Origin of the sequence: Ralstonia nicotianae, assembly GCF_018243235.1 — a bacterium.
GTDB classification, from domain to species: domain Bacteria; phylum Pseudomonadota; class Gammaproteobacteria; order Burkholderiales; family Burkholderiaceae; genus Ralstonia; species Ralstonia nicotianae.
Genome location: NZ_CP046674.1, coordinates 2,171,290 through 2,196,152 on the forward strand (window position 1 = coordinate 2,171,290; position 24,863 = coordinate 2,196,152).

Genomic DNA, 24,863 nt, shown 5'->3' on the forward strand with positions numbered 1-24,863 from the left:
ACTTTTACAGACCGGTGTGCTGGGCGATGTAGCCCTTGATGCGATCGGCATCGGCAGGCATGACTTCGAAGCGCTGCGGCAGCGATTCGATGTCAGCGTAACCGGCCGGACGCTCCGGCTCGCGGTCCAGCGCTTCGCGGATGGTGTCACCAAACTTGGCCGGCAGCGCCGTCTCCAGCACCACCATCGGCACACCGGGCACCAGGTTTTCGCGCGCCACTTTCACGCCGTCGGCGGTGTGGGTGTCGACCATCGTGCCGTAGCGGGCGAACACATCGCGGATCGTGTTGACGCGATCTTCGTGCGTGCTGCGGCCCGAGACGAAACCGAACTCGGCGATGCGGTCGAACTCCGGCTTGCCCGTCATCGAGAAACCGCCTTTCTCGTCCACGTCGCGGAACAGCTGCGCGAGGCGCGCCGGATCGCGGCCCAGCAGGTCGAACACGAAGCGCTCGAAGTTCGAGGCCTTGCTGATATCCATGCTCGGGCTGGACGTGTGGTACGTCTGCGCGGCCGAACGCACGCGGTAAGTACCGGTGCGGAAGAACTCGTCGAGCACGTCGTTCTCGTTGGTGGCAACGACGAGCTTGTCGATCGGCAGGCCCATCATGCGCGCAATGTGACCGGCGCAGACGTTGCCGAAGTTGCCCGACGGCACGCAGAACGACACCTTGTCGCCGATCTTCGGAGCCGCCAGCAGGTAGCCCTTGAAGTAGTAGACGACTTGGGCGACGACACGCGCCCAGTTGATCGAGTTGACCGTGCCGATCTTCTGGCGGGCCTTGTATTCCAGATCATTCGACACCGCCTTGACGATGTCCTGAGCGTCATCGAACACGCCTTCGATGGCGATGTTGAAGATGTTCTTGTCCTGCAGGCTGAACATCTGCGCGGTCTGGAACGCGCTCATCTTGCGGTGCGGGCTCAGCATGAACACGCGCACGCCGCGCTTGCCGCGCATGGCGTATTCGGCCGCGCTGCCGGTGTCGCCGGAGGTCGCGCCCAGGATGTTCAGCTCGGCGTGCTCGCGGTCGAGCGCGTATTCGAACAGGTTGCCCAGCAGCTGCATCGCCATGTCCTTGAAGGCCAGCGTCGGGCCGTTCGACAGGCACAGCAGCGACAGCGACGTGCCGGCCTCCTCGCCCAGGCGGTGCAGCGGCGTGATGTCGGCGGTGTTGTCGCCGTTGCGCGCGTTGCAGTAGACCTCGGGCGTGTAGGTGCGGCGGGTCAGCGCGCGCAGGTCATCCTCGGGGATGTCGGTGGCGAACTTGCGCAGGATCTCGAAGGCGAGGTCCGCATACGGCAGGTCGCGCCAACGCGTCAGCTCTTCGACGCTGACTTGCGGGTACTGCTCGGGCAGGTACAGGCCGCCGTCCGGCGCCAGGCCGCCCAGCAGGATGCGGGAGAAGCTCTGCGGCTCGGCGTGGCCGCGCGTGGAACGGTATTGCATGCTCATGGCGATCTCGAAAACGTCGGGCGCGTCAGTTCAATTCTTCCATGCGCAGGCGCGTGACCTTGGACAGCACGGTCGGCAGCGCCTCGATGGCGGCGATGGCGGCATTGACCTGCTTCTCCACCACCACGTGCGACAGCATGATGATGTCGGTCTGCGGCTCGCCCTCGCGCGATTCCTTCTGCAGCATCGCGTCGATCGAGATGCCGGACTCGGCCAGGATGCGGGTGATGTCGGCCAGCACACCGGTCTCGTCGGCCACGCGCATGCGCAGGTAGTAGGCCGAGCGCACTTCTTCGATCGGCAGCAGCGGCGTGTTGGACAGCGCATCCGGCTGGAACGCCAGGTGCGGCACGCGGTGCTCCGGATCGGCGGTGTGCAGGCGCGTCACGTCCACCAGATCGGCCACCACGGCCGAAGCGGTCGGCTCGGCGCCGGCACCCTTGCCGTAGTACAGCGTCGGGCCGACGGCATCGCCCTGCACCACCACGGCGTTCATCGCACCTTCCACGTTGGCGATCAGGCGCGTGGCCGGCACCAGCGTCGGGTGCACGCGCAGCTCGATGCCCGCCTCGGCGCGGCGCGTCAGGCCGAGCAGCTTGATGCGGTAGCCGAGCTCCTCCGCGTAGCGGATATCGACCGCCTCCAGCTTGGTGATGCCCTCCACATAGGCGCGCTCGAACTGCACCGGCACGCCGAAGGCGATGGCGCTCATCAGCGTGAGCTTGTGGGCGGCATCGAAGCCCTCGATGTCGAAGGTCGGATCGGCCTCGGCATAGCCCAGGCGCTGGGCCTCCGCGAGCACCGTGCCGAAGTCCAGGCCCTTGTCGCGCATCTCCGACAGGATGAAGTTGGTGGTGCCGTTGATGATGCCGGCGATCCACTCGATGCGGTTACCCGTCAGCCCCTCGCGCAGCGCCTTGATGATGGGGATGCCGCCGGCCACCGCAGCCTCGAACGCCACCATCACGCCCTTGTCCTGGGCGGCCTTGAAGATCTCGTTGCCGTGCACCGCCAGCAACGCCTTGTTGGCCGTGACCACGTGCTTGCCGTTGGCGATGGCGCGCAGCACCAGCTCGCGCGTCAGGTCATAGCCGCCGATCAGCTCCACCACGATGTCGATCTCGGGCGAATCCACCACCGCAACCGGGTCGTCCACCACCGGCACGCTCGCGCCGGTTTCCTGCACGATGGCGCGGGCGCGCTCGACGTTGCGCACCGCAATCAGGGCGACCTCGATGCCGCGCCCGGCGCGGCGCCGGATTTCTTCCTGGTTCCGTTGCAGAACCTTGAGCGTACCGCCACCGACGGTACCGAGCCCGAGCAGGCCGATCTTGATGGGTTTCATGAGACGTGTTGTAAAAGCGGAAAGGCAAAAAACGGACAGGGCAGACACTTCGGTCTGCCCCGCAACGACGGATCTGGCGGATGACCGAGTTCAGGCGGCCCGGATGCCAGTACCGTGACGCTGACGGTACCGCTCCAGGAAGCGCGCAATTCGGCCGATGGCCTCGCGCAGGTCGTCCTCGTGCGGCAGGAAGACGATGCGGAAGTGGTCCGGCGAATGCCAGTTGAAGCCCGTGCCCTGCACCAGCAGCACGCGCTCTTCCTCCAGCAGTTGGCGAATGAAGGTCTGATCGTCGTCGATCGGGTACACCGACGGATCCAGGCGCGGGAACATGTACAGCGCCGCCTTCGGCTTGACGCAGCTCACGCCGGGAATGGCGGTGATCAGTTCGTAGGCCAGGTCGCGCTGGCGGCGCATGCGGCCGCCCGGCGCCACCAGGTCGTTGATGCTCTGATAGCCGCCCAGCGCCGTCTGGATCGCCCACTGCCCCGGCACATTGGCGCACAGGCGCATCGACGACAGCATGTTCAGGCCTTCGATGTAGTCCTTGGCCGGACGCTTGTCGCCCGACACCACCATCCAGCCCGCGCGGTAGCCGCACGAGCGGTAGCTCTTGGACAGGCTGTTGAACGTGACGGTCAGCACATCCTCCGACAGCGAGGCCATGGCGGTGTGCCGGTTGTCGTCGAACAGCACCTTGTCGTACACCTCGTCGGCAAAGATCACCAGCCCGTGCTCGCGTGCGATGGCGATGATGTCGTGCAGCAGCGCGTCCGAATACAGCGCGCCGGTCGGATTGTTCGGGTTGATGACGACGATGCCCTTGGTGTTGGGCGTGATCTTGGCGCGGATGTCGTCCAGGTCGGGCATCCAGCCGTTGGACTCGTCGCACAGGTAATGCACCGGCGTGCCGCCCGACAGGCTGGTCATGGCGGTCCACAGCGGGTAATCGGGTGCGGGCAGCAGCAGTTCGTCGCCGGCGTCGAGCAGCGCGTTGGTGGCCAGCGCGATCAGCTCGGAGGCGCCGTTGCCCAGGTAGATGTCGTCCAGCGTGACGTTCTTGATGCCCTGCTGCTGCGTGTAGTGCATCACCGCCTTGCGCGCCGCAAAGATGCCCTTGGAATCCGAGTAGCCGGCCGAGTTGGGCAGGTTGCGGATCATGTCCTGCTGGATCTCTTCCGGGGCATCGAAGCCGAACGGGGCTAGGTTGCCGATGTTCAGCTTGATGATCTGGTGGCCCTCTTCCTCCATCTGCTTGGCCTTCTCCAGCACGGGGCCGCGGATGTCATAGCAGACGTTGTTGAGCTTGGCGGATTTCTGGATCGTTTTCACGGGCGGCGTCGAGGCTGGCTTGGTGTTGGGCGTGGCTGGAATCTGGGTGACGCGGGGGCCGCGATCGTGGTGCGGCAGCGATGGCGCACCCGCGGGCGCGGCTCTGCACGCTCCATCGGCTCCGGCGCAGCTTGTGTCGCGGCGGGCGACAGAGAGAAAAAGATATAATTTAGCCCATTATGACAGACTTCGGCGCGCATTTTTGCAACGCAGCGAGGTCTACCGGCCCGCCGCGCAACAGCGCCACACAACGCCGCGCACCGGCCGGTGCCCGAAACCCCGCGCGCCCTGCCGCCCAGCGCCGCAGCCGGCGCGCCCGATGGGATTCCCGCCTTGAAGCTCCACTCTTCCGATCCGTCCAACGTGCTCAACACCTTCACCGCCTACGGTGACGGCTACATCGAAATCAACAAGGTGCGCCACGAGCAGTCTCTGCTGGTGATGCCCGAGGGCGCCGTCGTGCCATGGGACGTCGCGCGCTTCGAAGACCTGACGCCCGAGCATTTCGCCCGCCTGCTGGAACTGACGCCCGAAGTGGTGGTGTTCGGCAGCGGCAGCCGGCTGCGCTTTCCGCACCCGCGCCTGACCGCCGCGCTGGCCGCCCACCGCATCGGCGTGGAGACCATGGACCTCCAGGCCGCCTGCCGCACCTACAACATCCTGATGGCCGAAGGCCGCAAAGTGGCCGCCGCGCTGCTGATCGAGCGCGACTGACCGCATGCCGATCGACCGCTCCGACACCGCGCCGGCCCTGCCCTGGCGCACCTCCACCCTGTGGCTGCTGGCGGCCGCGCTGCTGGCCGTCTGGCTCGGCACGCTGGGCTACCGCCACCTGATCCCCACCGACGAAGGCCGCTACGCCGAGATCGCCCGCGAGATGTTCACCTCGGGCGACTGGGTGACGATCCGCTACAACGACCTGAAATACTTCGAAAAGCCGCCGCTGCAGATGTGGGGCACCGCCCTCGCCTACACGCTGTTCGGCGTCGGCGATTGGCAGGCGCGCCTGTTCACGGCGCTGTCCGGCGTCATCGGCATTGCCTTCACGATGCTGGCCGCCGCGCGCTGGTGGGGCAAGCGCGTGGCCGTGATCAGCGCGCTGGTGCTGGCAAGCGCGCCGATGTGGAACGTGGGCGCGCATTTCAATTCGCTCGACATGGGCGTGGCGGGCTGCATGACGATGGCACTGGCGGCACTGCTGCTGGCGCAGCATCCGGACGCCACGCCGGCGCGGCGGCGCGACTGGATGTGGGCCTGCTGGGCCGCGATGGCCCTGGCGGTGCTGAGCAAGGGCCTGATCGGCGTGGTGCTGCCGGGCTTCGTGCTGGTGGTCTACACGCTCGTCGCGCGCGACTGGGCACTGTGGAAGCGCCTGCACCTGGTGACCGGGCTGGTGGTCTTCTTCGCCGTCGGCGCGCCCTGGTTCGTGCTGATCTCGGCGCGCAACCCCGAGTTCGCCTGGTTCTTCTTCGTACACGAGCATTTCCAGCGCTTCACGTCGACCGTGCATCACCGCCAGGCGCCGCTGTGGTATTTCGTGCCGCTGCTGGTGGCCGGCTTCCTGCCGTGGCTGGCACAACTGCCCGGCGCGGCGCGGCTGACGACGGCGCGCGACCGGACCGCCGCCAACGGCTTCCGCCCGACCCTGCTGCTGGGGCTGTGGGCCGTGCTGATCTTTGCGTTCTTCAGCGTGTCCAACTCCAAGCTGCCGGGCTACATCTTCCCGACCGTGCCGGCGCTGGCGGTCCTGGCGGCGCTCGCGCTCGAGCAGACGAGCGAGCGCATGTGGCGCTGGCAGCTCAAGGCCTTCCTGGGCGTGAGCCTCGTCGGCCTGGCCGCCTGTGGCTATCTCGCCACGATGTCGTCGGAGATGTATCCGAACGCAGTCTTCGCGCGGTTCGCGGCGTTCCTGGCCGTGGCCTTCGTGGCCGGCGCAACGCTGACGTGGCTGGCGCTGCGGTGCTCGGCCCGGCGCTTCGAGAGCCTGGCGGCGTTCGCGTGCGGCTGGTTCCTCACTTTCACCGTCGCGCTGCTCGGCCACGAAGCGTTCGGGCGCTCGATGTCGGGTATCGATCTCGTGCCGGCCGTCAAGCCGTGGCTGAAGCCGGGCGTGCCGTTCTATGCGGTGGAGCGTCTGGACCATACAATGCCGTTCTACCTCGACACACCGGCTGTCATGGTGCAGGAGCCCGACGAGCTGGCCTTCGGCGTCGAGCACGAGCCGGCCAAGTGGATTCCGACCACCGACGCCTTCGTCGCCCGCTGGCGCGACGGCGGCCAGGCCGTGGCCATGATGAGCCCGGGCACGTACCAGCGCCTCGCCGCGCAGGGCGTGCCGATGACGGCCATCGCCCAGGACGCGCGCCGGGTCATCGTGCGGCGCCAATGAATGTCCCGCGAGGGCGTGCTGAAAGGGGCACGCAAGCGGATTTGTCGTAACATGCCGCCCGCGGCGCCGGGGGAAACACTGCTGCGGTCGGTAAAATCACAACAACACAACACATGAATCTCGTCACTTTCGGGCTGATCTTGACGGGCGTGATGCTCAACGCCTGCGCCCAATTGCTGCTGAAGGCGGGCGTCAACGCCATCGGACGCTTCGCCTTCTCGGTGGAAAACATCGTGCCGATCGGCATCAAGCTTGCGACCCAGCTGCCCATCATCGGCGGGCTGGCCTGCTACGTGATTTCCGTGGTGGTCTGGATTCTCGGTCTGTCGCGCGTGGATGTGACCATTGCGTATCCGATGCTGTCACTGGGCTACGTGGTCAACGCGATCCTGGCGTGGTATCTCTTTGGAGAGGTGCTGTCGCTCCAGCGGCTGATCGGCATCACCATCATCCTGATCGGCGTGTTCGTGCTGGCGCGCTCCTGACCTGCCCAACTCTCCTGATCGACATCCCATGACCCAAACCAACGCCGTCGCCGAACAACCGTTCCTGCCCTTCGTGCGCCCCACCATCGACGAGGCGACCATCGCCGCCGTGGCCGATGTGCTGCGCTCGGGCTGGATCACCTCGGGCCCCAAGGTCGCCGCGTTCGAAGCCGCGCTGTCGGAATACTTCGGCGGCCGCCCGGTGCGCACCTTCGCCAACGGCACCGCCACGATGGAAGTGGCGCTGCGCGTCGCGGGCATCGGCCCCGGCGACGAGGTCATCACCACGCCCATCTCGTGGGTGGCCACCTCCAACGTGGTGCTGACGGTCGGCGCCAGGCCCGTCTTCGTCGACATCGACCCAGTCACCCGCAACATCGACCTGGACAAGATCGAGGCCGCCATCACGCCGCGCACGCGCGCGATCATCCCGGTCTACCTGTCGGGCCTGCCGGTGGACATGGACCGCCTGTACGACATCGCCCGCCGCCACAAACTGCGCGTGGTGGAAGACGCCGCGCAGGCCATCGGCTCGCGCTGGGGCGACCAGCGCATCGGCCAGCTCGGCGACCTGGTCAGCTTCAGCTTCCAGGCCAACAAGAACATCACCACCATCGAGGGCGGCGCGCTCGTGCTGAACACGCCCGAAGAAGCCGTGCTGGCCGAGAAATACCGCCTGCAGGGTGTGGTCCGCACCGGCTTCGACGGCATGGAAGTCGACGTGGTGGGCGGCAAGTTCAACCTGACCGACGTCAACGCCGCCATCGGCCTCGGCCAGTTCGCCCAGCTGGAGGCCATCACCGCGCGCCGCGCCGCGCTGGCCCGCCGCTACTTCGCCGCCATGCGCGCGGCCGACATCGAATCGTTCGGCATCGAGCTGCCGGTCGAAGATTTCGCGCACACCAACTGGCACATGTTCCAGATCGTGCTGCCGCTCGATCGCCTCAAGGTCGATCGCGCCGGCTTCATGGCCGGGCTGAAGGCCATGGGCATCGGCACCGGCGTGCACTATCCGCCCATCCACCTGTTCAAGCTGTACCGCGAGCTCGGCTGGGGCCCGGGCATGTTCCCGGTGGCCGAGCGCATCGGGCGCGCCATCGTGACGCTGCCGATGTTCGCCGCCATGGAAGATTCCGACGTGGACCGCGTAGTCAATGCGGTCCGCCAACTCTGCATCCAACACCAATAATGAAGACACCCGCTCTCTCGGTCGTCATTCCCGTCTACAACGAGGAAGAGGGGCTCGCCGCCCTGTTCGCGCGCCTGTATCCCGCCCTCGATGCACTCGGCATCTCGTACGAGGTCGTGTTCATCAACGACGGCAGCCGGGACCGCTCCGCCGCCATGCTCGCCGAGCAGTTCCGCGCGCGGCCCGACACCACCCGCGTGGTGCTGTTCAACGGCAACTACGGCCAGCACATGGCCATCCTGGCCGGCTTCGAGCACGCCCGCGGCGAGCGCGTCATCACGCTGGACGCCGACCTGCAGAACCCGCCCGAAGAGATCGGCCGCCTGGTCGCCAAGCTCGACGAAGGCTACGACTACGTCGGCACCATCCGCCGCAACCGGCAGGACACCTGGTTCCGCCGCACCGCGTCGCGCGCCATGAACTCGCTGCGCGAGCGCATCACGCACATCAAGATGACCGACCAGGGCTGCATGCTGCGCGCCTACAGCCGCCCCATCGTCGACACCATCAACCGCTGCCGCGAAGTCAACACCTTCATCCCGGCGCTGGGCTACACCTTCGCCAAGAACCCGACCGAGATCGAAGTCGACCACGAAGAGCGCTTCGCGGGCGAATCCAAGTACTCGCTCTACAAGCTGATCCGCCTGAACTTCGACCTGGTGACGGGCTTCTCGGTGGTGCCGCTGCAGTGGTTCTCGGCGATCGGCATGCTGCTGTCGCTCGCCTCGGCGGTGCTGTTCGTCCTGCTGGTCGTGCGCCGCTTCGTCCTTGGCGCGGAAGTCCAGGGCGTGTTCACGCTGTTTGCCATCACGTTCTTCCTGATGGGGGTGCTGCTGTTCGGCATCGGGCTGCTGGGCGAGTACATCGGCCGGATCTACCAGCAGGTGCGCGAGCGTCCGCGCTACCTGGTGCAGGGCGTGCTGGAAGACGCGCCCAACCTGCACGAGGCCGGCGCCGCCGACCTGAACGTGTCCAAGGCGCAGCGGGGCGCAGCATGACGCGGCGCGCGGTCGTCTTTGCGTACCACAACGTCGGTGTGCGCTGCCTGCGCGTGCTGGCCGCGCGCGGCATCCAGATCGAGCTGGTGGTCACGCACGAGGACAGCGCCACCGAGAACATCTGGTTCGGCAGCGTGCGCGCCACCGCGCAGGAGCTCGGCATCCCCTTCGTCACGCCGGAAGACGCGCGCGGCGAAGACCTGTTCGCCCGCATCGCCGCCATCGCGCCGGATTTCATTTTCTCGTTCTACTACCGGCACATGATCCCGGTGCGCCTGCTCGGCCTGGCCAGGCACGGCGCGTTCAACATGCACGGCTCGCTGCTGCCGAAGTACCGCGGCCGCGTGCCGACCAACTGGGCCGTCCTGCATGGCGAGACCGAAAGCGGCGCCACCCTGCACGAAATGGTCGAAAAGCCGGATGCCGGCTATATCGTCGACCAGACCATCGTGCCGATCCTGCCGGACGACACGGCCCATGAAGTCTTCGAAAAGACGACCGTGGCGGCCGAACAGACGCTCTGGCGCGTGCTGCCGGACATGATCGCCGGCCGGATTCCGCAGCGCCCCAACCGGCTCGAAGACGGCAGCTACTTCGGCGGCCGCAAGCCCGAAGACGGCCGCATCGACTGGTCCCGGCCCGCCCAGCAGGTCTACAACCTCGTGCGCGCCGTGGCGCCACCCTATCCGGGCGCCTTCACGGACGCCAGCGGTGAACGCTACATCGTCGCGCGGGCCCGCCTGGCGCGACAGTCCTTCTCGAATTTGCCCCCAGGGTTGCACGTCGTGGATAATGCGATGTTTGGCGTGTGCGGCGATGGGGGAGCCATCGCCATCCACGAGCTCTGGCGCGTCGAGCCCCAGGCGCCGTCCACGACCACGGTCGTGACTGCGCAACAGCTCGCCAACCGGCTCGCCCTCTCCTGTTCTTGAGTTTGCCTTCATGAAGAAAGTACTGATCCTCGGCGTCAACGGCTTTATCGGCCACCACCTGTCCAAGCGCATCCTGGAGAGCACGGACCCGGAAATCTCCCAGTGGGAGGTCTATGGCATGGACATGCAGACCGAGCGCCTGGGCGATCTGGTCAACCATCCGCGCATGCACTTCTTTGAAGGCGACATCACCATCAACAAGGAGTGGGTGGAATACCACGTGCGCAAGTGCGACGTGATCCTGCCGCTGGTGGCCATCGCCACGCCGTCGACCTACGTCAAGGCGCCGCTGCGCGTGTTCGAGCTGGACTTCGAGGCCAACCTGCCGATCGTCCGCTCCGCCGCCAAGTACGGCAAGCATCTGGTGTTCCCGTCGACCTCCGAGGTCTACGGCATGTGCGGCGACGACGAATTCGACCCGGAAGCCTCGCCGCTGGTCTACGGCCCGATCAACAAGCCGCGCTGGATCTACGCCTGCTCCAAGCAGCTGATGGACCGCGTGATCTGGGGCTACGGCATGGAAGGCCTGAACTTCACGCTGTTCCGCCCGTTCAACTGGATCGGCCCGGGCCTGGACTCGATCCACACCCCGAAGGAAGGCTCGTCGCGCGTGGTCACGCAGTTCCTCGGCCACATCGTGCGCGGCGAGAACATCCAGCTGGTCGACGGCGGCCAGCAAAAGCGCGCCTTCACCTATGTCGATGACGGCATCGACGCGCTGGTGCGCATCATCGCCAACAAGGACGGCGTCGCCTCGGGCAAGATCTACAACATCGGCAACCCGTCGAACAACTACTCGGTGCGCGAACTGGCCGAGATGATGCTGAAGAAGGCCGGCACCATCGCCGAGTACAAGGAAAACGCCCAGAAGGTCAAGCTGGTGGAAACGACCTCGGGCGCCTACTACGGCAAGGGCTACCAGGACGTGCAGAACCGCGTGCCGAAGATCGCCAACACCATGGAAGAACTCGGCTGGAAGCCGACCACCACCATGGAAGACACCCTGGCGAACATCTTCGAAGCCTACCGCGAGCACGCCGCCGAGGCGCGCAGCCTGGTCGACTGAGCCGAAGCCCCCGCGCAGGTCCATGGCCCTCATCGTCCTCAAGATCGACGTCGACACCCTGCGCGGCACGCGCGAAGGCGTGCCCAACCTCGTCCGCATGCTGCGCGCGCACGAGGCGGGCGCGACCTTCCTGTTCAGCCTGGGACCCGACCACACCGGCTGGGCCCTGCGCCGGGCCTTCCGCCCCGGCTTCCTGAAGAAGGTCTCGCGCACCTCCGTGGTCGAGCACTACGGCCTGCGCACGCTGATGTACGGCGTGCTCCTGCCCGGCCCCGACATCGGCCGCAAGGCCGCCGCCGAGATGCGCGCGGTTGCCGAGGCAGGCTTCGAGACCGGCATCCACACCTGGGATCACGTCCGCTGGCAGGACAACGTCCGCCAGCGCGACGCCGCCTGGACGGCCCGCCAGATGGGTGCCGCCCATGCGCGCTTCGTGCAGGTCTTCGGCAAGCCGCCGGTCACGCACGGCGCCGCCGGCTGGCAGATGAACGACCACGCCTTCCGCCAGATCGACGCCTGGGGCATGGCATACGCTTCCGACGGCCGCGGCACGCATCCGTATATCCCGAGCATCGACGGCCAGCCGCTCAAGCATGTGCAGTTGCCGACCACCCTGCCGACGCTGGACGAACTCATCGGCGTGGATGGCCTGACGACGGACACCGTCGCCGGCCACCTCCTCAAGATGACGGCATCCGACCGCGACCAGGTATTTACCTTGCATGCGGAGCTTGAAGGGCAGAAACTCGCCCCGATCTTCGAAGAACTGCTGCGAGGCTGGCGTGCCCAGGGCCATCGGCTGGCGTCGATGGGCGACTACCACGCGACGCTGGACCACGGCACGCTCCCCGTGCAACCCGTCACGTGGGGCGAAATTCCGGGCCGCAGCGGCAGCCTGATCGTGCAACCGGCCTGAATTCCGCGCCGTCACGGACGGCTTGCCGGGAGGCTCCAGGGTCCAGGTCCTTGCCGTTTCAACTTCGCCGTACCACGTCTTTACCCGCGGTCTTCCGGAACACCATCATGCCCGTCACGCTCGACCAGCCTCTCCCCGACTTCTCCGCGCCAGCCACCAGCGGCCTCACGTTCTCGCTGGCCGGGCAGCGCGGCAAGGTCGTGGTGCTGTATTTCTACCCGAAGGACAACACGCCCGGCTGCACCACCGAGGCCATGAACTTCCGTGACCAGTACGACGCATTCGAGGCCGCCGATGCCGTGGTGTTCGGCATCTCCCGCGACAGCCTGAAGTCGCACGAGAACTTCAAGGCCAAGCTGGAACTGCCCTTCGAGCTGCTCTCCGATGCCGACGAGGCGGTCTGCGCGCTCTTCGACACCATCAAGATGAAAAAGATGTACGGCAAGGACGTCCGGGGTGTCGAGCGCAGCACCTTCCTGATCGACCGCAAGGGCGTACTGCGCCAGGAATGGCGCGGCGTCAAGGTGCCCAACCACGTGGACGAAGTGCTGGGGGCGGTCCGCGCGCTGTAGCCGATCGCGCACGGAAGCGTCCGCCAAGCCTCGCCGGCGCTGGCTTTCCCACCGGTTTCGCGCGGCCGCAACGCGAGATCGGCCGTCACATCCGGCCGATTGCAAATCACAAAGGCTTCCGATACAGTCGGAACCGATGAGTACGAAATCCGGATGCCATTCCGATTGCCCACGACGGTACCGGCGGCCAAGTCGGTCAGGTACCGCTTCCGCGTCCTCCCCGGAACATCGCCCGGGTAGAACGTCCGGATCGTGCAGCTTGTTGTGGCGTTCCTACAGGCCGCCCCGCCTCCCACAGGCTACGGCGGCTTTTTTGTGGCCGCCATCCGGACGCCACCGCCACGGCGCTTCTCCCCATTTCCATCTGCACCGCCCCGCCGACAACGGGTGCGGTGTTCCGTTGTCGTTCCCTCCAGAGAGGTAATCCAAGCATGCCGCTGCCGACCATGCCCACCCAGCCAGCCCAGCTGCTCGACCCGGCTGAATTCAAGCCTTTCGGCAAAGCCGCAAGGCCCAAGGCGGGTCAGGAGCCTCGAAAACCGGTGCCCGCCCTCGAGCGCGAAGCACTGTCCGAAACCGGCCGCGCACAACCCAAACGCAGCCCCGCCCAGGCCCGCCTCGGCGAGGCGTCGCCCATGGCCAAGGACGACGCGCGCCAACGCCCCGCCGTCATCGCCAAGGCCGTCGACAAGGTCGGCGCGACGGACAAATCGACCGAAACCGCCGCCCGCCGCCGGGCACGCCGCGACGATGGGCCGACCAAGCTCTTCGTGCTGGACACCAACGTGCTGATGCACGATCCGTCCTCGCTGTTCCGCTTCGAGGAGCACGACGTCTATCTGCCCATGATGACGCTGGAGGAGCTGGACAACCACAAGAAGGGCATGAGCGAAGTCGCGCGCAACGCCCGCGCGGTCAGCCGCACGCTCGACCAACTGGTGGCCGGCACCGACGGCGTGATGGAGGACGGCCTGCCGCTGGCCAAGCTGGGCAACCGCGACGCGCAGGGCCACCTGTTCTTCCAGACCCGTCTGAACGACATCAAGCTGCCCGATGGCCTGCCGCAGGGCAAGGCGGACAACCAGATCCTGGGCGTGGTGTCCGCGCTGCAGCAGCAGCGCCCCGACCGCCATGTCGTGCTGGTGTCGAAAGACATCAACATGCGGATCAAGGCGCGCGCCCTCGGCCTGCCGGCGGAGGACTACTTCAACGACCGCGTGCTGGAAGACACCGACCTGCTCTACAGCGGCGTGATGTCCCTGCCCGCCGATTTCTGGCAGAAGCACGGCAAGAACATCGAAAGCTGGCAAGACCCGAAGGTCGGCACGACGTTCTACCGGCTGTCGGGCCCGCTGGTGCCCTCGTTCCTGGTCAACCAGTTCGTCTTCCTGGAGCCCAACGACGGCAGCCTGCCGCTGTACGCACAGGTCAAGGAGCTCAACGGCAAGACCGCCGTGCTGCAGACGCTGAAGGACTATACGCACCAGAAGAACAACGTCTGGGGCGTGACCGCGCGCAACCGCGAGCAGAACTTCGCGCTCAACCTGCTGATGCATCCCGAGATCGATTTCGTCTCGCTGCTGGGCCAGGCCGGCACCGGCAAGACGCTGCTCGCGCTCGCCGCCGGGCTCGAGCAGGTGCTCGACCAGAAGCTCTACAACGAGATCATCATCACGCGGGCCACGGTGCCGGTGGGCGAAGACATCGGCTTCCTGCCGGGCACGGAGGAAGAGAAGATGCAGCCCTGGATGGGCGCCTTCGACGACAACCTCGAGGTGCTGCAGAAATCCGACGACAACGCCGGCGAATGGGGCCGCGCGGCGACCCAGGAGCTGATCCGCTCGCGCATCAAGGTCAAGAGCATGAACTTCATGCGCGGCCGCACCTTCGTCAACAAGTTCCTGATCATCGACGAAGCCCAGAACCTGACGCCCAAGCAGATGAAAACCCTGGTCACGCGCGCGGGCCCGGGCACCAAGATCGTGTGCCTGGGGAACATCGCGCAGATCGATACGCCCTACCTCACCGAAGGGTCATCGGGCCTGACCTACGTGGTGGACCGCTTCAAGGGCTGGAGCCATGGCGGCCACATCACGCTGGCGCGCGGCGAACGCTCGCGCCTGGCGGATCACGCGTCGGACGTGCTCTAGCCACCACAAGGCAGCCGCCCGGCCGGCTGCCGACCTTGCTGCCATGGGGCCGCGCGTTTGCGCGGCCTTTTTTTTGCTGCTCACTGGGTACTCCCTTGTTTCAATGGAGGCCCGACCATGCATGTGCAGCGAAATCCGCAGTTCCGTACGCGCTCGACACTGCCGTCGGTCGCACTGGCGATGTTGTTGTCCGCCGGCGCGTCCGTTGCGCTTGCCGACAACCTCGTACCAAAGACCGCCGGCCAGATCAGCTACGTCTGCGGCGGTGTCGCGCAAGATGAACAGGAGGCCCTGAACGCCGAGGCGCGCAACTACAACCTGTCCCTGCTCTTCACGCAAGGGCCGCGCGGTGAATACCTCGCCGATGTCGACGTCCAGCTCACGCGGCACGGCAAGGAAGTCGCCAGCTTCCGCGCTGACGGACCGCGCTGCCTGATCAAGGCACCGCCGGCCAGCTACAACATCATCGCCACCTACGAGGGCGCGACCAAGCGCGCCACGGTGCAGACCGGCAGCACGCGCAACGTCCAGTTGCGCTGGTAAGCCGCGCCGTAACTGGGTCCGGCTGGACGGACCCGCACCGCGTCTGGCGTTGCGCCCTGCCAACACGCGGTTTGGCTTTCCCACGCGGGGCGCATAGCATGCGAGCTATCCGGACTTCATCGATCGCCCATGCCGAACCGGCACGGTTCTCCGCGCAGCAGCACGCAGTGGGCGGGCCTCGCGATCATCGCGCTGGCCTGCCTGCTGTCCGCCTGCTCCTCCACGCCCACCCGCTCCCTCACCTCGCGTGACGCGTCGGTGCAGCGCACGCACGGTGCGGCGATCAACGATCCGAGTGCCGGGCTGGAAGAAATCTCCATCGAAGCGATGGCGCTGGTCGGCACGCCATACCGCTACGGCGGCAACACGCCCGACAGCGGCTTCGACTGCAGCGGACTGGTGCGCTACGTCGTGCAGCGCGCCGCCTCGGTCAACCTGCCGCGCACGGCGGCGGAAATGGGCACGCGCGGCTTCGCGCTCGAGCGCCGCGACGTCGCATCAGGCGACCTGGTCTTCTTCAACACGACCGGCCGGCCGAATTCCCACGTCGGCATCTATGTGGGCCAGAACCGCTTCGTGCATGCGCCGGCCACCGGCGGCACCGTCCGGCTGGAAGACATGAGCAAGCGCTACTGGGCGAGCCGTTACATGGGCGCGCGCCGCGTGGTCGCGGTCAGCAACCTGCCCGACTTGCCCGCGTCCCCCGCTGCCGCCACGCAGAGCATCGCCGCCGGTGCGGCCGCGCCCGCCACCGCGCCAGCCCACGCGAACGACGACGACCCGCTTGGCACACTGGCGCGCGCCCGCGGCACGGAATCCTCGCCCCTGATGTCGACGCGCAACGCTGCGCCGGTTGTCGTACCGCCCGCGGACGACGACCCGATCGCACGCTTCGCCACGCAATAAGCGCCTGCTGCACCAAACAAAACGCCCACCGGATGGTGGGCGTTTCTGTTTGAACGGCTGCGGCAGGTTCAGAGCAACTGCCGTCCGATCCACCAGGCGATCGCCGCCATGAAGGCCGACGCCGGGATCGTCAGGACCCACGCCCAGACGATATTGCCCGCGACGCCCCAGCGCACGGCCGAAGCCTTCTGTGCCGCGCCCACGCCGACAATGGCGCCGGTGATGGTATGCGTGGTCGAAACCGGCACGCCCAGCGCCGAAGCAAAGAACAGCGTCAGCGCGCCACCGGTTTCAGCGCAAAAACCGCCCACCGGCTTGAGCTTGGTGATCTTCTGCCCCATGGTCCGGACGATGCGCCAGCCGCCCAGCAGCGTGCCCATGCCGATCGCTACGTAGCAGCACACGATCACCCAGATCGGCGGCGTGCTTGCCGTGGCCGAGGCATACCCCCCGGCGATCAGCAGCATCCAGATGATGCCGATGGTCTTCTGCGCATCGTTGCCGCCGTGGCCCAAGCTGTACAGCGACGCCGACAGCAACTGCAGCCGCCGGAACCAGCGGTCCACCTTGGAAGGCGGCGTGCGGAAGAACAGCCAGGACACCGCGATCATCAGGCAGGAGCCGAGGATGAACCCCAGCAGCGGCGAAATCAGGATGAACGCCACCGTCTTCAGCAGACCGCTGGCCACCAGCGAGCCCGTGCCCGACTTGGCCACGGCCGCCCCCACCAGCCCGCCGATCAACGCATGCGACGAGCTCGACGGAATGCCGTAATACCAGGTGACGATGTTCCAGGCGATCGCCCCCACCAGGGCACCGAAAATGACGTAGTGATCGACGATGCTCGGGTCGATGGTGTCGCGCCCCACCGTCGTCGCGACCTTGAGGTGAAAGATGAAAATGGCGATCACGTTGCAGGCCGCGGCCATCGCCACCGCCTGCTGCGGCTTGAGCACGCCGGTCGACACCACCGTGGCAATGGAGTTGGCCGCATCGTGGAAGCCGTTCATGAAATCGAACAGGATGGCCAGCGCCACCAGCAGGACAACCACCCAAAGACTGATCTGGAGTGTGTGCATGAGGCGTCGTCTCGTCAGGCGTTCTCGAGCACGATGCCTTCGATGATGTTGGCGACATCCTCGCAACGATCGGTGATGCTCTCCAGTTGCTCGTAGATCGCCTTGAGCTTGATCAGCAGCTTGATGTCGCTCTCGGTGCGGAACAGCTTGGCCATGGCGGCACGCATGACGCGGTCGGCTTCGGATTCGAGGCGATCGATTTCCTGCGCGATGGTCAGGATCTGCCGGCCATTGTTCATGTCATCGAGCAGCGCTACGGCCTTGCGCACCTCCTCGCAGCACGACACGCTGAACGCGGCCAGCTGGCGGGCCTCGTCCGTCACGTTGGTCACGTCGTACAGCGAGATGGTCAGCGACACGTCCTCCATCAGATCGATGATGTCGTCCATGGTCGTGATCAGCTTGTGGATCTCATCGCGATCCAGCGGCGTGATGAACGTCTTGTGCAGCAGCTCCACCGTGTCGTGGGTGATGCGGTCGGCCTTCTTCTCGATGTTCTGCACGTTGCGTGCATGCATCTCGGCATTGGGCAAGTCGTTGACGAGGTCCTTCAATGCGTGGGCCGCCGTCACGGCGCACTCGGCGTGCTGATTGAAGTATTCGAAAAACTTGCCTTCGGTGGGCATGAAGCGACCGAACATGATGTTCCTTGGAAAAGGGAGAACGCTGAAATGGGGGTAAAACAACGCCGGCACATTCGGCCGGCGTTGTCATAAAGACGCAATATTTTACCGGAGCCGCCGCCGTGCCAGTGACGCGACGTTGTGGCGGCCTGACATGGTGTTTGGCTTGCGTCAGGTGTCGTTATCGAAGAAGGCGTTGCCGCCGGTGAAGTTGTCGAACTTCGTGTATTCACCCAGGAACGTCAGCCGAACGGTACCAATCGGACCGTTACGCTGCTTGCCGATAATGATTTCGGCGGTACCCTTGTCCGGGGAGTCAGGATTGTAGACCTGGTCGCGGTAGATAAACAGGATCACGTCGGCATCCTGTTCGATGGCGCCGGATTCGCGCAAGTCCGACATCACGGGACGCTTGTTCGGACGCTGCTCCAGGCTCCGGTTCAGCTGCGACAGCGCGATCACCGGACAGTTGAGCTCCTTGGCCAGCCCCTTGAGCGAACGGGAGATTTCCGAGATCTCGGTCGCGCGGTTCTCGCCGCCGCCACCCGAGCCCGACATCAGCTGCAGATAATCGATGATGATCAGGCCAAGCTGCCCGCACTGCCGGGCCAGCCGGCGCGAACGCGCGCGCAGCTCCATCGGGTTCAGCGCCGGTGTTTCGTCGATGAACAGCTGCGCGTCGTTCATCTTCTGGATGGCATGCGTCAGGCGCGGCCAGTCCTCGTCGAGCAGGCGGCCCGTGCGCAGGCGGTGCTGGTCCAGCCGGCCGACCGAACCGAGCATCCGCATGGCGAGCTGCGTGCCCGCCATTTCCATCGAGAACACCGCCACCGGCAAGCCCTGCTCCACGGCCACGTGCTCACCGATGTTCAGCGAGAAAGCCGTCTTACCCATCGACGGGCGACCGGCCACGATGATCAGGTCACCGCCCTGCATACCGCTGGTCATGCGGTCCAGGTCAACGAAACCCGTCGGCACACCGGTGATATCGCTCTGATTATCACGGTGGTACAGCTCGTCGATGCGCTCGACCACCTGCGTCAGCAGCGGCTGGATCTCCAGGAAGCCCTTCTGCCCGCGCGCGCCCTCTTCGGCAATCGCGAACACCTTGGATTCAGCTTCGTCCAGCAACTGGCGCACGTCTCGACCCTGCGGGTTGAAAGCGCCCGCAGAGATCTCGTCGGCAATCGTCACCAACTGGCGCAGCACACCACGATCACGGACGATCTCGGCATAGCGGCGGATGTTGGCCGCGCTCGGCGTGTTCTGCGCCAATGCGTTCAGGTAGGCCAGGCCACCCACCTCTTCCGCCTTGCCCGCTGCCTGCAGCTGCTCGTACACCGTGATCACGTCGGCCGGCTTGGCCTGCGAAATCAGCTTGCCGATGTTGTGGAAGATCAGCCGGTGGTCGTAGCGATAGAAATCGTGCTCGTTGATGAAGTCGGCGATGCGGTCCCACGCGGCGTTGTCCAACAGCAGGCCGCCGAGCACCGACTGTTCGGCCTCGATGGAATGCGGCGGAACCTTGAGGGATTCGAGCTGGGGATCGGTGGGCGCGTTCATGGCGGGATTATAGCGGCGAGGCGCATTCATCAATCGGGGGCCCTGCGGCAAACAACAGACAGACGGCAACAAAAAAGGCAGAGACTTTCGTCCCTGCCTTCTTGACTCGCGCCGGCCGATCGCCCGGGCGACGCGAGGGTCCTGCGTACGTGCTTAGACGGTCTCGCCCAGCACCGACACGGTCACGTCGACCGACACATCGGTGTGCAGCGACACGGCGACCGGATGGTCGCCGACGGTCTTCAGCGGGCCGTTCGGCATGCGCACTTGCGCCTTCTCGACCTTGAAGCCTTGAGCCGTCAGCGCCGCAGCGATGTCGTGGTTGGTGACCGAGCCGAACAGGCGGCCGTCCACGCCAGCCTTTTGCGACAGTTGCAGCGTCAGGCCGTTCAGCTTTTCGCCTTCGGCTTGCGCGGCAGCCAGCCTTTCGGCGGCCAGCTTTTCCAGCTCGGCACGGCGAGCTTCGAATTCCTGGATTGCCGAAGCCGTAGCACGGCGGGCTTGCTTGTTCGGGATCAGGAAGTTACGTGCATAACCGTCCTTGACGCGCACCACGTCGCCCAGGTTGCCCAGGTTGACGACCTTCTCGAGCAGAATAATTTGCATTGTGTGTTCTCCTTATCCGCGTCGATTAGTGCTTGTGCTGATCGGTGTACGGCATCAGCGCGAGGAAGCGCGCACGCTTGATGGCCGTATCGAGCTGGCGCTGGTAGTGCGAACGCGTACCCGTCAGGCGGGCCGGAGTGATCTTGCCGTTCTCGCCGATGAAGTCCTTGAGGGTGTCCAGATCCTTGTAGTCGATCTGCTCGACGCCCGCCACGGTGAAGCGGCAGAACTTCTTGCGCTTGAACAACGGGTTTTGCTGCTGGAAGCGCTTCTTGTTCTTTGCGTCGCGCTGCTTCTTGTTCATGAATGCCATGATTCAATCCTTTACGAATACGTTACATCCGGAGATGTGAAAGACCAGTGCCTTACTGCTGCGATGCTTGCGAGCCAGGAATCCGACGCACTCCAGGACGGTGCCAGGAGCGATGCGGTCCAGAACCGAGGCCATCTTGCCGGCGCCCAGCGCTTCGATCGAAAACTCGACCTGTCGCGCTGCCTGCGCTTCCATCGCCTGCCCGCTGTAGCTCAGCAGGCAATTCACGATAGGCACGCCGGCCGGCGTGTAACGCATCACCTCGCGCTCGGCCAGCGTGGCAACGAGCTGCAGTCGGTTGATGGCGTTGTGCCCCGGGGTTCCGTCCATGGCTGCGGTACACAATTACGCGGCTGGGCTCCGCCCGGCCGGCTTGCGCGCCGCACCGCGCGACATCAGGCGGCCTGTTCGCTTTGCGCTGCAGCCTTCTTGGCTTCTTCGCGCTGCACTTCCTTCATCATCGGCGACGGTGCCGTTTCAGCCTTCTTGGTCTGAACGATGAGGTGACGCAGCACGGCGTCATTGAACTTGAATGCGTGCTCGAGTTCGGCCAGGGTTTCCTTGCCGCATTCGATGTTCACGCACACATAGTGAGCCTTGGCCAGCTTCTGGATCATGTAGGCCAGTTGACGACGGCCCCAGTCCTCGACGCGATGCACTTGGCCGCCTTGCGACGTGACCGTGCTCTTGTAGCGCTCGATCATCGCAGGCACTTGCTCACTCTGGTCCGGATGGACGATGAAGACGATTTCGTAATGACGCATTGACGCTCCTTCTGGATAAAGCCGCCCGGGCGTCACACTCCGGTGCAGCAAGGTTGGATAGCCTGCCATTATACGCAGACCTTGGCGATTTTTTCAATATCGATCAATGACTTGCTGCAGGGAGGCCGTTTCTGCCTGGGCACGGCCGGCGGCAATCAGCAGCATCAGGAGCACGCGCGCCTTGTACGGGTTGAGCGTCCCGGACGATGCCCAGCCCTGCCCGTCGGGATGCGCCGGCACCACGCCGGCCCCAGTCCGGGTCGAACGCAGCACAATCACGCCCCGCTTGACCGCCTGCTGCAGCGCAGCTTCCAGATTGGCGTGGATGGACCCCGCCCCTGTCGCTGCAATGACCAGCCCGCGCACACCGGCCGCCACCAGCGCGTCGACCAGGCGCGCATCGGGCTGAGCGTAGCTCGACAGCACCTCGACCCACGGCCATTGCCCGACAGCCGGCATCGGCAGCCCGTCAGCCGCGGCCGGCAGCTGGGCGGCGCGCTGGTATTGCACTGCGGCGTCCAGCACGAAGCCAAGCGGACCGACGTCCGGCGACACAAACGCCTCGACAGCGTAGGTGTGCCCCTTCTGCACGTCGCGCGCCGCATGGACGCGCTGATTCAGGGCCACCAGCACGCCACGCCCGCGCGAGGCAGGGCTGGCGGCTGCGCGCACGGCATTGAGCAGGTTCAGCGGACCATCCGCCGACAACGACGTCGACGGCCGCATCGCCGCGGTCATGACGATGGGCATGTCAGTCTGCAACACCAGGTGCAGCAGCATCGCGGTTTCCTCGAGCGTGTCGGTGCCGTGCGTGATGACCACGCCGTCCACACGCTCCACATCGATCCAGTGACGGATCCGCGCCACCAGACGCTCCCACACGTCGAAGGTCAGGTCCTTGCTGTCGATCTGCGCGACCTGCTCGGCGCGCACGTTGGCGATGCGTTCCAGGCCCAGCTTGCTGGCTGCCAGCAACTGGTCGATGGGCACGGCACCGGCACGATAGCGGGCCGCGGAAGCGGAATCGTCCGCCGAGCCGGCAATGGTGCCGCCGGTGGCGAGAATGGCGATAGTGGGCAACGAGGACATCGGCGCGACAAGCAGGAAATTGTGACGCGGCGCATTGTATCCGCCCGCCGCGCTTTCGCGCCAAATGAAAAACGCCGGCGCAAGGGCCGGCGTCCTGTTGGCAAGCAAACCCGCGTTACTTCTCGACGAAGGCGCGCTCGATCACATAGTCGCCTGCCTCGCCCATGCGCGACGAAATCTTGAAGCCGCGCGCATCCAGCAGCTTGCAGGTGTCTTCCAGCATGGCGGGGCTGCCGCAGATCATGGCGCGATCCACCGCCGGGTCCAGCGGCGCAAGGCCAATGTCGTCGAACAGCTTGCCGCTATCGGCCAGATCCGTCAGGCGGCCCATGTTGCGGAAGGGCTCGCGAGTGACGGTCGGGTAGTAGATCAGCTTCTCGCGAACCTGGTCGCCGAAGAATTCGTTGTTCGGCAGCTCGCTGGTGATGAAATCGGCATAGGCCAGTTCGCTGACCTGGCGCACGCCGTGCAGCAGCACAACCTTCTCGAAGCGCTCGTAGGTTTCGGGATCCTGGATGATGCTCATGAACGGCGCCAGGCCGGTGCCGGTGCCGAACAGGTAGAGGTTCTTGCCGGGCAGCAGGTCGTCCAGCACCAGCGTGCCGACCGGCTTGCGGCTGACCAGCACGGTGTCACCGACCTTCAGGTGCTGCAGGCGCGACGTCAGCGGGCCGTTCTGCACCTTGATGCTGAAGAACTCCAGGTGTTCTTCGTAGTTGGGGCTGGCGATGCTGTAGGCACGCATCAGCGGCTTGCCCTCGACTTCCAGGCCCAGCATGACAAAGTGGCCGTTATGGAAGCGCAAGGCTTTGTCGCGCGTGGTACGGAAGCTGAACAGCGATTCGTTCCAGTGATGGACGCTCAGAACGGTCTCTTGATTGAAAGCGGACATGGTGACGTTCGGGTACAGCCTTGCGGCAGTGCAAAATGCGGTCAAGGCCTTGATTTTATGCGATTCCCTCTTACCGCGCCTGCATGGATTGCACATAAGCTTCTAACCAGCCGCATGGGTTTTGACGCAGGTCAGGCGCCGGCGGATGGTCGATGCGTCCGCTCAACAACAAGTCACAATAAAATCACTTGCGCTCTGCTTCTCACTGTATAAAATCACAGCACCTGTTCAAATATACAGTGCACCGATGGCTACCCTCACCACTCGCCAGCAGCAGATCTACGACCTGATCCGCCAAACGATCCAGCGCACCGGCTTCCCGCCGACGCGCGCCGAGATCGCCGCGGAGTTCGGCTTCTCGTCGCCGAATGCGGCCGAGGAGCACCTGCGGGCACTCGCCCGCAAGGGCGTGATCGAGCTGACGCCCGGCGCATCGCGCGGTATCCGGCTGCGCGCGGAGGGCGGCGCATCGCCGCACCAGTTCTCGCTGCCGTCGATGGGGCTGATGCAGCTGACGCTGCCGCTGGTGGGCCGCGTTGCGGCGGGTAGCCCGATCCTGGCAGCCGAGCACATCGACCGGCAATACCAGGTCGACCCTTCCCTGTTTTCCAGTCGGCCGGATTTCCTGTTGAAAGTGCGCGGCATGAGCATGCGCGATGCCGGCATCCTCGACGGCGACCTGCTCGCGGTACAGCGCGCCGCCGAGGCCGCCAACGGCAAGATCGTCGTTGCGCGGCTGGGCGATGATGTCACGGTTAAGCGCTTTCAGCGCAAGGGCCGGCAGGTCGAGCTGATTGCCGAGAACCCTGATTTCGAACCCATCCACGTCGATCTCGACCGCGACGAGTTCCAGTTGGAAGGACTGGCGGTCGGCCTGATCCGGCCAGCCGCTCCATAACCACTCGGCGCAGCGCGCCGCTTCCCTCGCAGTTTTGCCCAACCCGGAGGTGAGCCTATGGCTCGCCGCGGCGGACTGTTGCCGTCCGCGCCTCCACCGAACCAAGAGGTCTGCCATGCGACTCGGATCGATGCCCTCCCGCCGCCATCCGGTGAAACCGGTGCCTTTCCGCCAAACCCAAGGCGTGCGCATCTATCAAGGGGAGCAGCGGCGCACGATGGTCGGCAGCATGGCTGCGATCTGCCGCATGCTGGATGATGCGATCCCGGCGGCGCCACGGGCTGCGAGCGCAGAAGGCTGCTGAAGACCAGCACGGGCACAGGCGATCAGGGCATACCCCAATGCTGTCGCCACAATCGATTTCATAAACTGGCCTTGCCCTGAGGACAGGGCTTTCTTCAACTGATTTTCGGCCCGCCGCTTGTGCGGGCTGTTTTTTGTAGCCGCATGTTGTTGCAGAGCCACATTCGACATCATCCGTCGGTAAACCGAACGTTTACCCGGATTTTGTTTGGCGCGGGGAACAGTAGTATTGCCACTGTCCCTCAGGGGCAATTGAGATCGCTGAATTCGAAGCCCGCAGGATTGCGGGCTTTTTTTTGCCCCGACCACACTGGGCGCCGTTTGCCCCCCTAAGATGCGCGCCTCACCGCGCCACAGGCATGCCGCACGTTCGCAGCCGAAGACGTCGCCAGCCGCCATCGCCGCGCTCCCGCATTTGCCGGCCACCCGGTTCTGCATGCCGACAGTCATGTCG

Annotated in this window: 26 protein-coding genes; 14 read left to right on the top strand and 12 right to left on the bottom strand. The window is 65.4% G+C overall.

Going from position 1 to position 24,863, the window contains the following annotated elements; all coding sequences use genetic code 11:
• Positions 1 to 4: 4 nt before the first annotated feature.
• The 3 genes from thrC to GO999_RS09790 form a co-directional block, all read right to left on the bottom strand.
• Entirely contained in the window at positions 5 to 1,450 is a 1,446-nt protein-coding gene (thrC, locus tag GO999_RS09780) for a threonine synthase (RefSeq protein WP_038962007.1), read from the bottom strand.
• Positions 1,451 to 1,481: 31 nt separating this feature from the next.
• Entirely contained in the window at positions 1,482 to 2,801 is a 1,320-nt protein-coding gene (locus GO999_RS09785; protein ID WP_011001276.1) for a homoserine dehydrogenase, read from the bottom strand.
• 90 nt (positions 2,802 to 2,891) lie between these two features.
• On the bottom strand, positions 2,892 to 4,133 hold the full coding sequence (locus tag GO999_RS09790; protein WP_011001275.1) for a pyridoxal phosphate-dependent aminotransferase: 1,242 nt from the start codon (positions 4,131 to 4,133) through the stop codon (positions 2,892 to 2,894).
• A gap of 333 nt (positions 4,134 to 4,466) precedes the next feature.
• On the opposite strand from GO999_RS09790, the gene GO999_RS09795 reads away from it, so the two are divergent.
• From GO999_RS09795 to GO999_RS09850, 12 genes are all read left to right on the top strand, one after another.
• Entirely contained in the window at positions 4,467 to 4,847 is a 381-nt protein-coding gene (locus tag GO999_RS09795; RefSeq protein ID WP_211906187.1) for an Mth938-like domain-containing protein, read from the top strand.
• Positions 4,848 to 4,851: 4 nt separating this feature from the next.
• Positions 4,852 to 6,522, top strand: a complete 1,671-nt coding sequence (locus GO999_RS09800; RefSeq protein WP_165591427.1) for a glycosyltransferase family 39 protein — start codon at positions 4,852 to 4,854, stop codon at positions 6,520 to 6,522.
• Between the two features lie 113 nt (positions 6,523 to 6,635).
• A complete protein-coding gene (locus tag GO999_RS09805) occupies positions 6,636 to 7,007 on the top strand; it encodes an SMR family transporter (RefSeq protein WP_011001272.1) in 372 nt (123 codons plus the stop codon).
• Positions 7,008 to 7,035: 28 nt separating this feature from the next.
• Complete coding sequence (locus GO999_RS09810) at positions 7,036 to 8,196, top strand: DegT/DnrJ/EryC1/StrS family aminotransferase (RefSeq protein WP_019718082.1); 1,161 nt, start codon at positions 7,036 to 7,038, stop codon at positions 8,194 to 8,196.
• Positions 8,196 to 9,194, top strand: coding sequence for a glycosyltransferase (locus GO999_RS09815; protein WP_011001270.1), 999 nt, complete (start codon positions 8,196 to 8,198; stop codon positions 9,192 to 9,194). Before GO999_RS09810 ends, GO999_RS09815 begins: the two co-directional genes overlap by 1 nt.
• Entirely contained in the window at positions 9,191 to 10,126 is a 936-nt protein-coding gene (locus tag GO999_RS09820) for a formyltransferase (RefSeq protein WP_211906188.1), read from the top strand. The genes GO999_RS09815 and GO999_RS09820 overlap by 4 nt, the downstream gene beginning before the upstream one ends.
• A 10-nt stretch (positions 10,127 to 10,136) precedes the next feature.
• The gene (locus GO999_RS09825) at positions 10,137 to 11,192 is read left to right on the top strand and encodes a bifunctional UDP-4-keto-pentose/UDP-xylose synthase (protein WP_011001268.1); all 1,056 of its coding nucleotides are present in this window, start codon (positions 10,137 to 10,139) and stop codon (positions 11,190 to 11,192) included.
• Between the two features lie 22 nt (positions 11,193 to 11,214).
• Entirely contained in the window at positions 11,215 to 12,108 is an 894-nt protein-coding gene (locus tag GO999_RS09830; RefSeq protein ID WP_011001267.1) for a 4-deoxy-4-formamido-L-arabinose-phosphoundecaprenol deformylase, read from the top strand.
• A gap of 107 nt (positions 12,109 to 12,215) precedes the next feature.
• Entirely contained in the window at positions 12,216 to 12,680 is a 465-nt protein-coding gene (locus tag GO999_RS09835; RefSeq protein ID WP_211906189.1) for a peroxiredoxin, read from the top strand.
• Between the two features lie 431 nt (positions 12,681 to 13,111).
• Positions 13,112 to 14,830 carry a PhoH family protein gene (locus tag GO999_RS09840; RefSeq protein ID WP_011001265.1) on the top strand — a complete coding sequence of 573 codons (1,719 nt, stop codon included), beginning with the start codon at positions 13,112 to 13,114 and terminating at the stop codon, positions 14,828 to 14,830.
• 117 nt (positions 14,831 to 14,947) lie between these two features.
• On the top strand, positions 14,948 to 15,373 hold the full coding sequence (locus tag GO999_RS09845) for a hypothetical protein (protein WP_016722080.1): 426 nt from the start codon (positions 14,948 to 14,950) through the stop codon (positions 15,371 to 15,373).
• A 129-nt stretch (positions 15,374 to 15,502) separates the two neighbouring features.
• The gene (locus GO999_RS09850) at positions 15,503 to 16,279 is read left to right on the top strand and encodes a C40 family peptidase (RefSeq protein ID WP_211906190.1); all 777 of its coding nucleotides are present in this window, start codon (positions 15,503 to 15,505) and stop codon (positions 16,277 to 16,279) included.
• Positions 16,280 to 16,347: 68 nt separating this feature from the next.
• Here GO999_RS09850 and GO999_RS09855 read toward each other — a convergent pair whose 3' ends face one another.
• The 9 genes from GO999_RS09855 to GO999_RS09895 form a co-directional block, all read right to left on the bottom strand.
• Positions 16,348 to 17,358 carry an inorganic phosphate transporter gene (locus GO999_RS09855; protein WP_011001262.1) on the bottom strand — a complete coding sequence of 337 codons (1,011 nt, stop codon included), beginning with the start codon at positions 17,356 to 17,358 and terminating at the stop codon, positions 16,348 to 16,350.
• A 14-nt stretch (positions 17,359 to 17,372) separates the two neighbouring features.
• The gene (locus tag GO999_RS09860) at positions 17,373 to 17,999 is read right to left on the bottom strand and encodes a DUF47 domain-containing protein (protein WP_011001261.1); all 627 of its coding nucleotides are present in this window, start codon (positions 17,997 to 17,999) and stop codon (positions 17,373 to 17,375) included.
• 153 nt (positions 18,000 to 18,152) lie between these two features.
• Positions 18,153 to 19,544 (bottom strand): replicative DNA helicase, encoded by a 1,392-nt coding sequence (locus GO999_RS09865; RefSeq protein WP_023470404.1) that lies wholly within the window; start codon positions 19,542 to 19,544, stop codon positions 18,153 to 18,155.
• Between the two features lie 153 nt (positions 19,545 to 19,697).
• Positions 19,698 to 20,150 carry a 50S ribosomal protein L9 gene (gene rplI, locus GO999_RS09870; RefSeq protein ID WP_011001259.1) on the bottom strand — a complete coding sequence of 151 codons (453 nt, stop codon included), beginning with the start codon at positions 20,148 to 20,150 and terminating at the stop codon, positions 19,698 to 19,700.
• Positions 20,151 to 20,175: 25 nt separating this feature from the next.
• Positions 20,176 to 20,454, bottom strand: coding sequence for a 30S ribosomal protein S18 (gene rpsR, locus GO999_RS09875; RefSeq protein WP_011001258.1), 279 nt, complete (start codon positions 20,452 to 20,454; stop codon positions 20,176 to 20,178).
• Positions 20,455 to 20,466: 12 nt separating this feature from the next.
• Positions 20,467 to 20,793, bottom strand: a complete 327-nt coding sequence (gene priB, locus GO999_RS09880; protein WP_011001257.1) for a primosomal replication protein N — start codon at positions 20,791 to 20,793, stop codon at positions 20,467 to 20,469.
• Positions 20,794 to 20,858: 65 nt separating this feature from the next.
• The gene (rpsF, locus tag GO999_RS09885) at positions 20,859 to 21,227 is read right to left on the bottom strand and encodes a 30S ribosomal protein S6 (RefSeq protein ID WP_011001256.1); all 369 of its coding nucleotides are present in this window, start codon (positions 21,225 to 21,227) and stop codon (positions 20,859 to 20,861) included.
• A 93-nt stretch (positions 21,228 to 21,320) separates the two neighbouring features.
• Positions 21,321 to 22,316: an asparaginase gene (locus GO999_RS09890; protein WP_211906191.1), complete on the bottom strand. Its 996-nt coding sequence runs from the start codon at positions 22,314 to 22,316 to the stop codon at positions 21,321 to 21,323.
• Positions 22,317 to 22,431: 115 nt separating this feature from the next.
• Positions 22,432 to 23,208, bottom strand: a complete 777-nt coding sequence (locus GO999_RS09895; RefSeq protein ID WP_011001254.1) for a ferredoxin--NADP reductase — start codon at positions 23,206 to 23,208, stop codon at positions 22,432 to 22,434.
• 247 nt (positions 23,209 to 23,455) lie between these two features.
• Between GO999_RS09895 and lexA the strand changes: the two genes are divergently transcribed.
• Positions 23,456 to 24,106, top strand: coding sequence for a transcriptional repressor LexA (gene lexA, locus GO999_RS09900; RefSeq protein WP_016722084.1), 651 nt, complete (start codon positions 23,456 to 23,458; stop codon positions 24,104 to 24,106).
• Between the two features lie 115 nt (positions 24,107 to 24,221).
• The gene (locus GO999_RS24695) at positions 24,222 to 24,410 is read left to right on the top strand and encodes a hypothetical protein (protein ID WP_011001252.1); all 189 of its coding nucleotides are present in this window, start codon (positions 24,222 to 24,224) and stop codon (positions 24,408 to 24,410) included.
• The last annotated feature ends 453 nt before the right edge of the window (positions 24,411 to 24,863 follow it).